Origin of the sequence: Arthrobacter sp. ov407 (assembly GCF_900102895.1) — a bacterium.
GTDB lineage: Bacteria > Actinomycetota > Actinomycetes > Actinomycetales > Micrococcaceae > Arthrobacter.
Genome location: NZ_FNGD01000001.1, coordinates 224,715 through 238,333 on the forward strand (window position 1 = coordinate 224,715; position 13,619 = coordinate 238,333).

Annotated in this window: 11 protein-coding genes; 9 read left to right on the top strand and 2 right to left on the bottom strand. The window is 68.7% G+C overall.

Features of this window, described 5'->3' with window-relative positions:
- Positions 1–149: 149 nt before the first annotated feature.
- The gene (locus BLS42_RS01040; protein WP_090575098.1) at positions 150–572 is read left to right on the top strand and encodes a VOC family protein; all 423 of its coding nucleotides are present in this window, start codon (positions 150–152) and stop codon (positions 570–572) included.
- 38 nt (positions 573–610) lie between these two features.
- On the opposite strand, the gene BLS42_RS01045 is transcribed toward BLS42_RS01040, so the two are convergent.
- Entirely contained in the window at positions 611–1,804 is a 1,194-nt protein-coding gene (locus BLS42_RS01045; RefSeq protein WP_090575101.1) for an ArsB/NhaD family transporter, read from the bottom strand.
- A gap of 70 nt (positions 1,805–1,874) precedes the next feature.
- Here BLS42_RS01045 and BLS42_RS01050 point away from each other — a divergent pair, with 70 nt between their 5' ends.
- The 6 genes from BLS42_RS01050 to BLS42_RS01075 all read left to right on the top strand — a co-directional run bounded on the left by BLS42_RS01050 (position 1,875) and on the right by BLS42_RS01075 (position 8,849).
- Entirely contained in the window at positions 1,875–3,260 is a 1,386-nt protein-coding gene (locus tag BLS42_RS01050; protein WP_090575104.1) for a cystathionine beta-synthase, read from the top strand.
- A gap of 17 nt (positions 3,261–3,277) precedes the next feature.
- Complete coding sequence (locus BLS42_RS01055) at positions 3,278–4,480, top strand: cystathionine gamma-synthase (protein ID WP_090575107.1); 1,203 nt, start codon at positions 3,278–3,280, stop codon at positions 4,478–4,480.
- A 95-nt stretch (positions 4,481–4,575) separates the two neighbouring features.
- The gene (locus BLS42_RS01060; protein WP_256336160.1) at positions 4,576–5,169 is read left to right on the top strand and encodes a winged helix-turn-helix transcriptional regulator; all 594 of its coding nucleotides are present in this window, start codon (positions 4,576–4,578) and stop codon (positions 5,167–5,169) included.
- Positions 5,166–6,548, top strand: a complete 1,383-nt coding sequence (locus BLS42_RS01065; protein ID WP_090575110.1) for an MFS transporter — start codon at positions 5,166–5,168, stop codon at positions 6,546–6,548. Before BLS42_RS01060 ends, BLS42_RS01065 begins: the two co-directional genes overlap by 4 nt.
- 101 nt (positions 6,549–6,649) lie before the next feature.
- Positions 6,650–8,026 (top strand): glycosyltransferase 87 family protein, encoded by a 1,377-nt coding sequence (locus BLS42_RS01070; protein ID WP_090575113.1) that lies wholly within the window; start codon positions 6,650–6,652, stop codon positions 8,024–8,026.
- A gap of 61 nt (positions 8,027–8,087) precedes the next feature.
- Complete coding sequence (locus BLS42_RS01075; RefSeq protein WP_090575117.1) at positions 8,088–8,849, top strand: SDR family oxidoreductase; 762 nt, start codon at positions 8,088–8,090, stop codon at positions 8,847–8,849.
- A 44-nt stretch (positions 8,850–8,893) separates the two neighbouring features.
- On the opposite strand, the gene BLS42_RS01080 is transcribed toward BLS42_RS01075, so the two are convergent.
- Positions 8,894–10,093, bottom strand: a complete 1,200-nt coding sequence (locus BLS42_RS01080; RefSeq protein WP_090575120.1) for an acyl-CoA dehydrogenase family protein — start codon at positions 10,091–10,093, stop codon at positions 8,894–8,896.
- A gap of 222 nt (positions 10,094–10,315) precedes the next feature.
- Here BLS42_RS01080 and BLS42_RS01085 point away from each other — a divergent pair, with 222 nt between their 5' ends.
- Both BLS42_RS01085 and BLS42_RS01090 read left to right on the top strand, forming a co-directional pair.
- Entirely contained in the window at positions 10,316–10,969 is a 654-nt protein-coding gene (locus BLS42_RS01085) for an MOSC domain-containing protein (protein ID WP_090576032.1), read from the top strand.
- 388 nt (positions 10,970–11,357) lie between these two features.
- Complete coding sequence (locus BLS42_RS01090; RefSeq protein WP_090575123.1) at positions 11,358–13,475, top strand: DEAD/DEAH box helicase; 2,118 nt, start codon at positions 11,358–11,360, stop codon at positions 13,473–13,475.
- Positions 13,476–13,619 lie beyond the last annotated feature (144 nt).

Below are 13,619 nucleotides of genomic sequence, written 5' to 3' on the forward strand. Positions count from 1 at the left end.
ATGCCGCCCTGACAGCGGCCGCATCCGCAGCAACGGCGCCTGGGCCGTAGGGCCCTTAACCTCCGGCGCTGCCGGGGCTAAAATCCGGCTGTGGCGTGGAGCGCCCACGCCCGCCTCTTGGCCCCAATCCTTGTTCTTAGGAGAGTGTGATGGCTGGTGGAGTGGTACATTTCGAAATCCCCGCAGACGACGAGAGCCGCGCACGGGAGTTCTACAGTTCGGCGTTCGGCTGGGAGGTAAGCTCCGTGCCGGAGATGAGCTACGCCATGATCAAAACGACGCCGACGGATGCAACGGGCATGCCCTCCGTTCCGGGCTCCATCAACGGCGGCATGTTCCGTCGCGAAGGAGACCTCAGGTCCCCGATGGTCACGGTGGACGTCGATGACATTGACGCGGTGTTGGAAAAGATCAATGCCCTGGGCGGCAGCACCGTCACGCCACGTCAAGAAGTCGGCACCATGGGCTGGGCCGCCTACTTCCGGGACACCGAAGGCAATGTGGTCGGGCTTTGGCAGAGTGCCCCGCGCGGCGGAGGCACCGGCCCGGCGGCGGATGACATCGGCGCCTGACGCCCCTGACGGGCACGCTGGCCCCTCAGTCATCCACCTCAGTGCATCCCCGTGGTGAGCCACAGTGCCACGACCGCCAACGGGACCGTGAGGACGGCGGCGACCACGCCGGCCACGGCGAAGCCTCCCCAGCGGATCTCCACGTTGAGGGAACGGAGCCGCTCGTGCCACAGCAGGGTGGCCAAGGAAGCCCACGGGGTCACCAGCGGGCCCAGGTTCACGCCGATCAGCAGGGCAGCCAGCCGGGCCGGGGAGCCGCCCACTGGTTCCAGGGCCAAATAGGCGGGCAGGTTGTTGACCGCGTTGGCCGCCCCCGCGCCCAAGCCGGCGAGCTGCAGGAGCGCCGGCAGGCTCTCGCCCGCGCCGGCGATTCCGGACAGGAACCGGGTGAGCCCGTTGGCGTGCAGGGCATCCACCACCATGAACAGTCCGGACGTGAGCATGAGCGGGCGCCAGGGAATCATGGACCAGCGAAGGACGGAGCGCCGCCGCCAGAGGAAAAGCAGGAGCAGGGCAGCGGCCGCCGCGAGCGCCGGGATCTGCACCGGAACCCCGGAGACAAGCGCCGGAAGCAGGACCACTATGACACCGGATGCCGCGTACAGCAGCACCCGGTCCCGCACTTTATGGACCGGCTGCGGCCCGTACTCGCCGCGCAGATCCTTCCGGAAGGCCAGCCACAGCAGCACCAAGGGCGCGAGGATCCCCACCAGGGCCGGGGCCCACACCAGCGAAGCGAACGCGGCGGGGCTGAGCTTGAGCCGGTCCTGCGCCAGCAGGTTGGTCAGGTTGGAGACCGGCAGCAGCAGCGAGGCCGTGTTCGCTAGCCACACCGTGGTCAGCGCGAACGGCAGCGGCGGAATGCGGGCGTGAATGGCCAGCAGCACGACGACGGGAGTGACCAGCACCGCCGTCGTATCCAGCGACAAGAACACCGTGGAAACCGTTGCGAGGGCGATGACGAGGAACCACAGCAAGAGGACCCGGCCGCGGCCCAGGGCGGCCAGCCGCTCGGTAACCACCCGGAAGAGCCCGGCCTCATCCACCAGCTCGGTGACCAGGGACATCGCCACGACGAACGTCAGCACCGGCACGGTCCGTGCCGCCAGCGCCTGGAAGTCGGCAACCGGCAGCAGCCCGGACGCCAGCGCCGCGCATCCGGCCAGCAGCATGCCCGCGGGCAGCGCGTAGCTCCTGAGCTTCTTCAGCCGTGCGGTCCTCGTCACCGCCATATCCTCCCACCTGCCGCAGCCGTGGCCGCGCCGACGTGCCTGCAGCGCCGGAGACGGTAACTTTGTACCTATGAAGTACGCCCAGTCCGTTCTGGACCTCATTGGCCATACGCCGCTCGTCAAACTCAACCACGTGACCGACGGCATCGCAGCCACCGTCCTGGTGAAGCTCGAATACCTGAACCCCGGCGGTTCGATCAAGGACCGCATCGCGGCGAAGATGATCGAGGAGGCCGAACGAACGGGCAAGCTCCTGCCCGGCGGCACGATCGTGGAGCCCACCTCGGGCAACACCGGCGTCGGCCTGGCGCTCGTGGCGCAGCAGAAGGGCTACCGCTGCATCTTCGTCGTGCCGGACAAGGTCGGCGAGGACAAGCGGGCCGTGCTCCAGGCCTACGGAGCCGAAGTGGTGGTCACGCCCACCGCTGTCCCGCCGGACAGCCCGCAAAGTTACTACGGCGTCTCCGACCGGCTTGTCACCGAGATCCCGGGAGCCTACAAGCCGGACCAGTTCTCCAACCCGGCCGCCCCGGCGAGCCACTATGAGTCCACCGGCCCGGAAATCTGGCACGACACCGACGGCCTGATCACGCACTGCGTGATCGGCGCCGGGACCGGTGGCACGATCACCGGCACCGGCCGGTACCTCAAGGAAGTTTCCGCCGCGCGGCCCGTGGCCGAGGGCGGCGTCGTGAAGATCATTGGCGCCGATCCCGCCGGCTCGGTGTACTCCGGCGGCACGGGCCGCCCGTACTTCGTCGAAGGCGTCGGGGAGGACATGTGGCCGGCCAACTATGACAAGTCCGTCCCGGACGACGTCATTGCCGTCAGCGACGCCGATTCCTTCGCGATGACGCGCCGGCTGGCGCGCGAGGAGGGCCTGCTGGTGGGCGGGTCCTCGGGCATGGCCGTCGTGGCCGCCATGGACGTCGCCAAGGACCTCCCGGCGGAAGCCGTCGTCGTGGTCATCCTGCCGGACTCCGGCCGCGGCTACCTGGCGAAGATCTTCAACGACCAGTGGATGCGCTCCTACGGCTTCATGGCCAGCGGGGACGAGGCCTCGGTGGGCGAGATCCTCAAGGCCAAGACCGGTGAACTCCCGGACCTCGTCCACATCCACCCGAACGAGTCCGTCCGCGATGTCATCAACATCATGAACGAGTACGGCGTCTCGCACATCCCCGTCCTGTCCCAGGAACCGCCCGTGGTCATGGGCGAGGTGCTTGGCGCCGTGGACGAGCGCACGCTTACGGCCAAGCTCTTCCGCGGCGAGGCCAAACTCTCGGACAAAATCTCCGAACACATGGGAGCCCGGCTTCCTGTGATCGGCTCGCTGGAATCGATCTCGACCGCCCGCGAACTCCTCTCCGACGCTGACACCCTCATGGTGACGTTTGTCGGCGCTCCGGTGGGGATCCTGACCCGCCACGACCTCCTCGCGTACCTCAGCAACTGACCAGTTCAAGGAGTCCCATGTCCCTGCCTGAAAGCTCTTCCTCGAAAAACCCGGGTTTCAACACCCGCGCCATCCACGCCGGCCAGGCGTTTGAGCCCCGCACCGGGGCGGTGGTGCCCCCCGTACACTTCTCGTCGACCTATGCCCAGGACGGCATCGGCGGGCTGCGGGACGGCTACGAATACGGCCGGGGCACCAACCCCACCCGTGACTCGCTGCAGGAGCAGCTGGCCGCGCTGGAAGGCGGGAGCGCCGCGTTCTCCTTTAGCTCGGGCCTAGCCGCCGAGGACTCGATGATCCGCGCCCTCACCCGCCCCGGTGACCACATTGTGCTCGGCAACGACGCCTACGGCGGAACCTACCGGCTCATCAGCCGGGTCCTGGGGGACTGGGGCATCGGCAACACCCCGGTGGACATGTCCGACCTCGACGCCGTGGCAGCGGCCGTCGCAGCAGGCGGCACCGCCGACGGCGGCGGCAAGACCCGCCTGGTGTGGGTGGAGACGCCGTCGAACCCGATGATGAAGATCACCGACATCGAGGCGCTCGCCAAGGTCGCACACGACGCCGGCGCGCTCCTCGTGGTCGACAACACCTTCGCCTCGCCGTACCTGCAGACCCCGCTCGCCCTCGGCGCCGACATCGTGGTGCACTCCACCACCAAGTACATCGGCGGCCACTCGGACGTCGTCGGCGGCGCGATCGTGGTCAACGACCCGGAACTGGCGGAGAAGATCGGCTTCGTGCAGTTCGCCGTCGGCGCCGTGTCCGGGCCGATGGACGCCTTCCTCACCACCCGCGGTCTGAAAACCCTCGGCGTGCGCATGGACCGGCACAGCGACAACGCCCAGGCCGTGGCTGAATGGCTGCTGGAGCGCCCCGAAGTGGAGGCCGTGCTGTACCCGGGCCTGCCCTCCCACCCGGGCCACGAGCTGGCCCGGAAACAGATGAAGAAGTTCGGTGGCATGATCTCCGTGCAGTTCAAGGGCGGCGAGGCCGCGGCACGCAAGGTGGCCGAATCGACCTCCGTGTTCACCCTGGCCGAGTCGCTGGGCGGGATCGAATCGCTCATGAACTACCCCTCGGAAATGACGCACGCCTCGGTCAAGGGCACCGAACTGGCGGTTCCGGTCAACCTGATCAGGCTCTCGTGCGGCATCGAGGACGTCGAGGACCTGATCGCGGACCTCGACGCCGCGCTCTCCTCCCTGGAAAGCTAGCTGCACCGCCAAAGCTGAACCCCGGCGCACGCGTCATGCCCCTGCGCGGGACGGACACCCTAGCTTTCTCTAAGAGAGTCAGCTAGGGTGTCCGCATGGCACTCCGATCCGACTGGTCCCAGCGGACCTGCAGCATGGCCCGCGGGCTCGACATCCTCGGCGATCCCTGGAGCATGCTGGTCCTGCGCGAGGTGTTCTTCGGCAACGGCCGCTTCGAGGCCATTAAGGCCCGGCTGGGGGCGGCCGATTCCGTCCTCACCAAGCGGCTCGCCGGGCTCGTGGAGGCCGGCCTCCTCACCCGGCGGCCGTACGGCGACGGCGGCCGCACCCGCCAGGAATACGTCCTCACCGCCAAAGGCGAAGACGCCCTCCCGGTGCTCAACGCCGTCGTGATCTGGTCCGAAAAGCACCTCCCGGCGCCTTCCGGGCAGGCGCACATGTTCGTCATCCACAGCGGCTGCGGGGAGAGGACCACTTCGGCGGACACGTGTACGGCCTGCGGGGAACCGCTGACGGCCGCCAACACCAGCTGGCACAGCCTCTCCCGCACCGCGGACCCCGTGCCCCTGGCCTCGGCCGGCACCGGGACCCCAGTCCAGAACGGAACCCCTGTCCAGGACGGAACCCCTGTCCAGGACGGAACCCCTGTCCAGGACGGAACCCCTGCCCAGAACGGAACCGCCGCATGAGCGCCCCTGAAACCATTACCCCCGTCCCGGTCCGCCGCCGCATCCACCCGGCGTGGACCGTCGCCGCCGTGGCTTTCCTCGCACTCGTCGGCGCCGCGGGGTTCCGGGCAGCGCCGGGCGTGCTGATGGTGCCGTTGCAGAACGAGTTTGGCTGGTCCACCACCGTGCTCTCTGCCGCGGTCAGCATCAACCTCGTGCTCTTCGGGCTCACGGCGCCGTTCGCGGCAGCCCTCATGGAACGCTTCGGCATCCGCGCCGTCACGGCCGTGGCCCTGCTGCTGATCGGCGCCGGCAGCGCCCTGACGGTCTTCGTGACCCAGTCCTGGCAGATCCTGCTGACCTGGGGGCTGCTGATCGGGCTCGGCACCGGGTCCATGGCCCTGGTCTTCGCCGCCACCATCGCCAACACCTGGTTCGCCAAGAGCCGCGGCCTGGTCATCGGCATCCTCACCGCCGGCAGTGCCGCCGGACAACTCGTGTTCCTGCCCTTCATCGCCGCACTGGCCCAGGACCCGGGCTGGCGGCAGGCCTCGCTCCTCATCGGTGCCGGCGCGCTGGCCGTGGTGCCCCTCGTGCTGAAGTTCCTGAAGAACTCGCCAGCCGAGGTGGGCGTGCTGCCCTACGGGGCGACGCCGCCGTCCGCCGACGCAACTACCGGGCGGGACGCGTCCGAATCGACCGAGTCGGAATCAACCGGGCCGGCAACCGGGCGGGCAACTCCCGGGCAGGAAACGGCGGCGCCCCGCCGGAACGCCGCGGTCCGTGCCTTGCAGGTCCTCAAACGGGCCAGCAAGGTACGTACATTCTGGGCCCTCGTGGCCGGTTTCGCGATCTGCGGCGCGACCACCAACGGGCTGATCGGCACCCACTTCATCCCCTCGGCCCATGACCACGGCATGCCCGAAACCACCGCGGCCGGCCTGCTCGCCGTCGTCGGGCTCTTCGACATCATCGGCACCATCGCCTCCGGCTGGCTCACGGACCGCTTCAACCCCCGGATCCTGCTCGCTGTGTACTACCAGTTCCGCGGGATCGGGCTGCTGGTCCTGCCGCTGCTGCTCAGCGCCACCGTCCAGCCCAGCATGATCGTGTTCGTGGTCATCTACGGCCTGGACTGGGTGGCCACGGTGCCGCCGACCGCCGCGATCTGCCGCCAGGTGTTCGGAGCCGACGGGAGCGTCGTGTTCGGCTGGGTGTTCGCGGCCCACCAGCTCGGCGCGGCCGCCGCCGCCCTTGCGGCCGGAGCGGTCCGTGACGCCACCGGGCAGTACACCTACGCCTGGTTTGCCGCCGCCGCCATGTGCACCATCGCCGCCGTCATCAGCGCCACCATCCGCAAGAACGCCCGGATACCGGAGTCCGTCCCGGTTCCGGCGTAGCTGTTCTGTAGACTGACCCGACAGCGAGGGCGCGTTTGCGCCGCCCTGGACGGAACCGACCAAACGGCCGCGTCTACACCAGCAGCCCGATTGGGGAATTCATGTCAGTGCCCGATTCCGACCACAGCCCGGCGCGGCACTCACCCGTCCCGCAGCTGCTCCGGCTCTCCGTTATCCTGGCCGCCGCCGCCGTGGGCTACTTCATCTGGATCTCGCTCGGCGTCTGGGCCAAGCACGGCCTGGACTTCAGCGTCTACTGGTACGGCGGCAAGATCCTCAACGACGCCGGCGCGGCGCCCTCAGACCTGTACAGGGGAAATGTGGACTGGGCCGGCGGGCCGAACCTGATGTTTACGTACCCGCCGTTCGCCGCCATGATCTTCGGCCTTTTGGCCCGGCTGCCCCAGGCGACGGCGCTGAACCTGTTCAACGCAGCCGGCGCCGTCGTGGCGATCCTGACCGCGGTCCGTGCGGTCCGGTACTGGAACGCGGAATCCTCCTGGCGCACCACCTTCCGGACTCCTGGCAACGGCTGGGCCGCCGCCGTCCTGGTCCTGGCGGTGCTGAACCTCGGTCCGTGGCGCGAGACCCTGGTGTTCGGCCAAATCAACGCCCTGCTAATGGGCCTGATCGCCGTGGACCTGCTGGCCCGCAACCCGCGTTGGACCCGGGGCTTCCCCGGCGGCGGCTTCCTGGTGGGCGTCGCAGCCGGCATCAAGCTGACGCCCTTGGTGTTCGGGCTCTACTATCTGGTCCGCAAGGACTGGCGCGGACTGGGCAATATGGCCGCGGGCTTCACCGCCACCGTGGTGATCGGCTGGCTGCTGCGCCCCGCGGAATCCCTGCAGTTCTGGCTCCAGATGCTGCCGGACACCTCCCGGATGGGGGGAGCGGGCTATGTGGACAACCTGTCCCTCAAAGGCGCCCTGCTGCACTTCGGTGTCCCGGAGGCGCACGTCACCGTGCCGTGGCTGGTGCTGAGCCTGGCAGTTGTGGCCTTGGGCGCCGGAGTGATCAAGGCCGCCAGCGATCAGGGCGCCCGCGTCGTGGCCGTTTCGGCGACGGCGCTCACGATGCTGCTGATCAGCCCGGTCTCGTGGTCCCACCACTGGGTGTGGGTCGCGGCGGTATTTCCGGCTTTCGCCTGGACCCTGCGGGAAACCCCGCGCCGCTACGCCGGATTGCGCTGGACCATGGGCGCCGTGCTGGGCATCTCGATCCTCGTGTTCCTGTTCTCGCCCAAGACCATTGGAACAGCCCTCGGCGCCGAAAACCTCGATGTCCAGACGCCCGGGCTGTGGATCATGGCCTCCAGCGCCGGCGTCTTCTGCGCCGTGGCCCTGCTGGGGTGCTGGCTGGTAGCCCTGCGGCTGGATTCGCTGGCACCGGGGCTCGACCTGGCACACGGGCTCGGCCGTGCGTCCGGGCCGGTTGCTAAACGGGACGTCCAGGCCGCCGCCTCTTCCTCCGCTTCGTAGGCGCTCCTTTTCTGCGCCGCGTATAGGCGTCGCGCCAGCCGCCACCACTAGGCTGTTCGGCATGAGCTCCTCTTCCCCCCGTAAGACGGCCCTTGTCACTGGCGTCGGCCGGCTCGCCGGAATCGGCGCCGGCATCGCGCGCCGCCTCGCCGCGGACGGCTGGGACCTCGTACTGACGTACTGGCAGGACTACGACGCCCGGATGCCATGGGGAGTCCAGCCGGACGACGTCGAACGCCTCACCGCAGAGCTGCAGGCGATCGGCGCCGCCGTCGTGGCGCTGCCGGCGGATTTCCAGGACCCGGACGCCGTGGACCGGCTGATGGCCGCCGCTGCGGCCGAAGCCGGAACCCTGCAGGGCCTGGTGCTCAGCCATGCCGAATCCGTGGACTCCGGCATCCTGGACACGTCCCTGGCGAGCTTCGAGCGGCACTTCGCGGTCAACACCCGGGCCAGCTGGCAGCTGATTGCCGCGTTCGCCCGGCAGGCCGGCCCCGACGGCGGGGCCATCGTGGCGCTGACCAGTGACCACACCGCGTTCAACCTGCCCTATGGGGCATCAAAGGGTGCCCTGGACAGGATCGTGATCGCAGCGGCCCGGGAATTTGGCCCGCTCGGGATCAGCTCCAACGTCCTCAACCCGGGACCGGTGGACACCGGCTGGATGGATGAGCCGCTCCGGGACGACCTGGCACGGCGGCACCCCGGCGGACGGCTGGGCACCCCGGCAGACGTAGCCGGCACGGTCGCGTTCCTGCTCTCGCCCGAGGGCCGCTGGATGTCCGGGCAGCTGGTCAAGGCCGACGGCGGCTTCTCCGCCTGAGCCCGGCCGCGCCCCGCGACCGCGTCGGCGCGCCACCGGCGGGCCTAGCGGAAGGCTGGCAGACCCGTGATGTGCTGGCCCAGGATCAGGGTGTGGACTTCGTCGGTGCCTTCGTAGGTGCGGACGGATTCCAGGTTGGCGGCGTGCCGCAGCGGGGAATAGTCCAGCGTGATGCCGTTGCCGCCCAGGATGGTGCGCGCCTCCCGGGCAATAGCGAGCGCCTCCCTCACGTTGTTCAGCTTGCCGAGCGAGATTTGCTCCGGACGCAGCGTGCCGGCGTCCTTGAGCCGGCCCAGGTGCAGGGCGAGCAGGGTGCCCTTCTGGATTTCCAGGAGCATGTTCACGAGTTTCTCCTGCGTCAGCTGGTATCCGGCCAGCGGCTTGCCGAATTGCAGCCGCTCCTGGGCGTAGGCCAGGGCGGCGTCGTAGGAATCCCGGGCGGCGCCCATCGCACCCCACGCGATTCCGTACCGGGCCTCGTTGAGGCAGGAGAAGGGGCCCCGCAGCCCCCGCGCCGCCGGCAGCAGCGCCTCCGGGCCCAGCCGGACGGCGTCGAACGTGATGTCGCACTGGATGGAGGCGCGCATCGAGAGCTTCTGCCCGATCGGGGTCGCGGTGACGCCCGCGGTGCCGGCCGGGACGAGGAAGCCGCGCACGCCGTCGTCGGTCATGGCCCACACCACCAGCACATCCGCCACGGACGCGAGCCCGATCCAGCGTTTGGCGCCGTCCAGGACCCAGCCGGCGCTGTCGCCGGATCCGTCGCGGCGGGCGAAGGTCTTCATGGACGCCGGGTCGGAACCGGCGGTGGGTTCGGTCAGGGCAAACGCGCCGATCAGCTCGCCGGCGGCCATCCGGGGGAGCCACTCCTGCTTTTGGTCCTCGGAGCCCCACTTGTGGATGGCCGTCATGGCGAGGGAGCCCTGCACCGAGACGAACGTGCGGACGCCGGAATCGCCGGCCTCGAGTTCCATGGCCGCGAGGCCGTATTCGACGGCGGAGCGGCCGGGGCAGCCGTAACCCTGAAGATGCATACCGAGCACGCCGAGCTCGCCAAGTTCCGGGGCGAGGTCCAGGGGGAACACGGCGTCCTCGTACCAGCCGGCGATATCCGGACGGATCCGCTGGTTCGTGAAATCGCGGACGCGCTCGCGCACGGCCAGCTCCTCCGCGCTCAGCAGGGAATCGATCGCCAGGACATCGGAAACGTCGGAATCGTCGGGAATGCCAGCTTCGTTGCTCATGCCAGCATCCTACGGCGGCTCCACTTACACCGCTGCGTCGGCGCTCCTGCCCGGTTCCTTCCGGACTCAGGCGCGGATCCCGACGGACGCTCCGGTGTCGCCGGGGCTGTCGGGGGATGGGCCGGAAAGCAACTGGGCAGGAGCGCTGCACGGGGCGGGGTAACCCGCTGGGGAACATGTCCCGTCGGAGCCCCGGCCGTGCCGCAGGCCTACACTGGTGCCATGGAAACCGCATCTGTGCTTGCTGTCTGCAGGGTTCACCAGCTGCTCGATGATCCCGGCAGCGTCGGGGTGACCGCGATCGACAAGCGCCCCGTGGCCGGACCGGTGCGGGTCCACAAACTTGGCCTGCGCGGTGATGTCCAGGCCAGCAGGATCCACCACGGCGGCGAGGACCAGGCACTGTACGCGTATTCGCAGGATGACGCCGATTACTGGGCCGGCGAGCTCGGGCGGGACATGCCGCCGGGCATCTTCGGCGAAAACCTGCGGATCACGGGCCTCAACGCCTCCAACGCCGTGATCGGCGAACGCTGGAAAATTGGACTGGACGTCGAGGTGGAAGTCACCTCACCCCGCATTCCCTGCGCTACATTCCAGCGCCGGATGGGCGAGCCGCACTGGGTCAAGCGGTTCGCCGAGGCTGGCCGGGTGGGAACCTACCTCCGGGTGGTCCGGACGGGCAGCATCGAAGCCGGAGACCACATCCACCGGCTCTTTGTCCCCGCCCACGGCGTGACGATCGCCAAGTGGTTCACCGATCCCACCCTGGAGGACATGGAGGCCCTGCGCGACGCCGACGCCGACGGCCAGATCCGCCTGCAGCCCGAGTACCACCAGGGCTTCGAGCAGCTGCAGCGCCGGCTCGGGGTCTAGGCCAGGTACGCCGGTGTGCGCAAGCTCACCGTCCGCCGTCGGCCCCTCAATTACCGCTGTCCTGATCCATGCCCTACACTTGAAATATCCCCCACTCCGGAAATCCCTTATTCCTGCCCAATTCTTGAGGCAGGACTGGCAAGTGTTGGGGCCCGCAACTGTGATGCGGGCATTTTCATAGGGAGAGCCGGCAAAAGAAAACGCTGTACAGACTGCTGGGATAGCAGCCAAGAGATGCAGCGGGAAGTCCTGCCACGGGATTGCGAAAGCGCCGGACTTCTGTGACCCGCCGGTCAACCGTACGCCCGGCAATTCGTGTCACGCGTACTGCGGCTCCGCTCACCTCGGGTTGTGCCGCTTGGCCCCTATGGATGAGGAAATTTCACCTATGCCCGAAAATCAGAACAACTCCGTCGACACCGAAAACGTTCAGAGCGACGTCGAGACTTCTGAAACGGCTGCACCCGCAGCCGGCTCCGCCCCGGAATTCACCGAGGCTCCTGCGAACTTTGTAGCACCGGCCGCCGAGGCTGCCCCGCAGGCTGACACCAAGACCGAGGCCACTTCCGCCCCGGCCAAGGACGAGGACGCCGAGGATGAAGGCGTCAAGTTCGTAGACCTCGGCATCGACGGCCGTGTCCTCGCCGCCCTCCAGGACGTCGGCTACGAGAAGCCGTCCCCGATCCAGGCAGCAACCATCCCGCTGCTGCTCGAAGGCCGCGACGTCGTGGGCCTGGCCCAGACCGGTACCGGTAAGACTGCAGCATTCGCAGTACCGGCACTGTCCCGCCTGGCCGAGCTCCACGACCTCAACGGCCCGTCCCGCAAGACCCAGGCCCTGGTGCTGGCTCCTACCCGTGAGCTCGCCCTCCAGGTCGCCGAGGCCTTCACCTCCTACGCCAAGCACATCGACGACTTCACCGTCCTCCCGGTGTACGGCGGCTCCGCCTACGGCCCCCAGCTCGCCGGCCTGCGCCGCGGCGCCCAGGTTGTTGTCGGTACCCCCGGCCGTGTCATCGACCACATCTCCAAGGGTTCCCTCGACCTGTCCGAACTCCAGTACCTCGTGCTGGATGAGGCCGACGAGATGCTCCGCATGGGCTTCGCCGAAGACGTTGAGCAGATCTTCCAGCAGACCCCCGCGGGCCGCCAGGTTGCGCTGTTCTCCGCCACGATGCCGAGCCAGATCCGCCGGCTTTCCAAGCAGTACCTGAACAACCCGGCCGAGGTGCAGGTCAAGTCCAAGACCACCACGGGCGCCAACACCCGCCAGCGCTACCTGCAGGTCATGGGCCCGCACAAGCTCGACGCGCTGACCCGCATCCTCGAGGTCGAAGAGTTCGAGGGCGTCATCGCCTTCGTGCGGACCAAGATGGCCACCGAGGACCTCGCCGACAAGCTGCGCGCCCGCGGCTTCCAGGCTGCCGCGATCAACGGCGACATCCCGCAGCAGCAGCGTGAGCGCACGGTCGAGGCCCTGCGCGACGGCAAGATCGACATCCTTGTCGCCACCGACGTCGCCGCCCGCGGCCTCGACGTCGAGCGCGTCAGCCACGTGGTCAACTACGACATCCCGCACGACACCGAGTCCTACGTCCACCGCATCGGCCGCACCGGCCGCGCAGGCCGTTCCGGCGACGCGATCCTGTTCATGACGCCGCGCGAGAAGTACCTGCTGCGTTCCATCGAGAAGGCAACCCGCCAGCCGGTGGAGCAGATGCACCTGCCCACGGCCGAGACCGTCAACACGCTGCGCCTGGGCAAGTTCGCCGAGCGCATCACGGAGACCCTCGAGTCCGAGGACGTCGCCGCGTTCCGCGACCTCATCTCCTCCTACGAGGAAGAGCACAACGTGCCGGCCTCGGAGATCGCGGCCGCACTGGCCGTCATGGCCCAGGGCGGGCAGCCGCTCCTGGTCAAGGAACTGCCGGCAGCGCCCGAGTTCCAGAAGCGCGAGCGCTCCAAGGACGGCTTCGGCTCACGCGGCCCGACCCGCACCCTGACCGAGGGCAACGCCACCTACCGGATCGCCGTCGGACGCCGCCAGCGCGTCATGCCGGGTTCGATCGTTGGCGCCATTGCCAACGAAGGCGGCATCTCCTCGGCCCAGATCGGCGGCATCGACATCCGCTCGGACCACTCCCTCGTGGAGCTCCCGGCGGACCTGAGCGCCGATCAGCTGAAGGCACTGTCCCGCACCCGGATCGGCGGCGAGCTGATCCACCTCGAGCTCGACAACGGCCGCAAGCCCTCCGGGGACCGCGGCTCCTACCAGGGCAACCGTGGCGGCGACCGCGGCGGGGACCGGGGCGGCTACTCCGGTGGCAGCGGCAACTTCAAGGGCAACGGCGGCTTCAAGCGCGAATTCCGCAAGGGCGACGGCGAGCGGTCCTCCGCTGACCGTGGCGGCCGCTCCTTCAGTGAGCGCTCCGAGCAGCGCAGCTTCGGCGCTGACACCCGCAAGCCCCGCACCGAAGGCGGCTTCAAGCCCCGCAACAAGTGGTAACCACTAGCACTATCTGAGAACGGGCCGGCTCCCTGAGCCGGCCCGTTCTTGCTTAAGTTTTTCCGCCCTCGTGTTCACTTCGTCACAGCCGGGGCGGGCGGCCGCCCCGGGCACCCGGTTTTGGCTCCCGGGACCGTGCCCAGA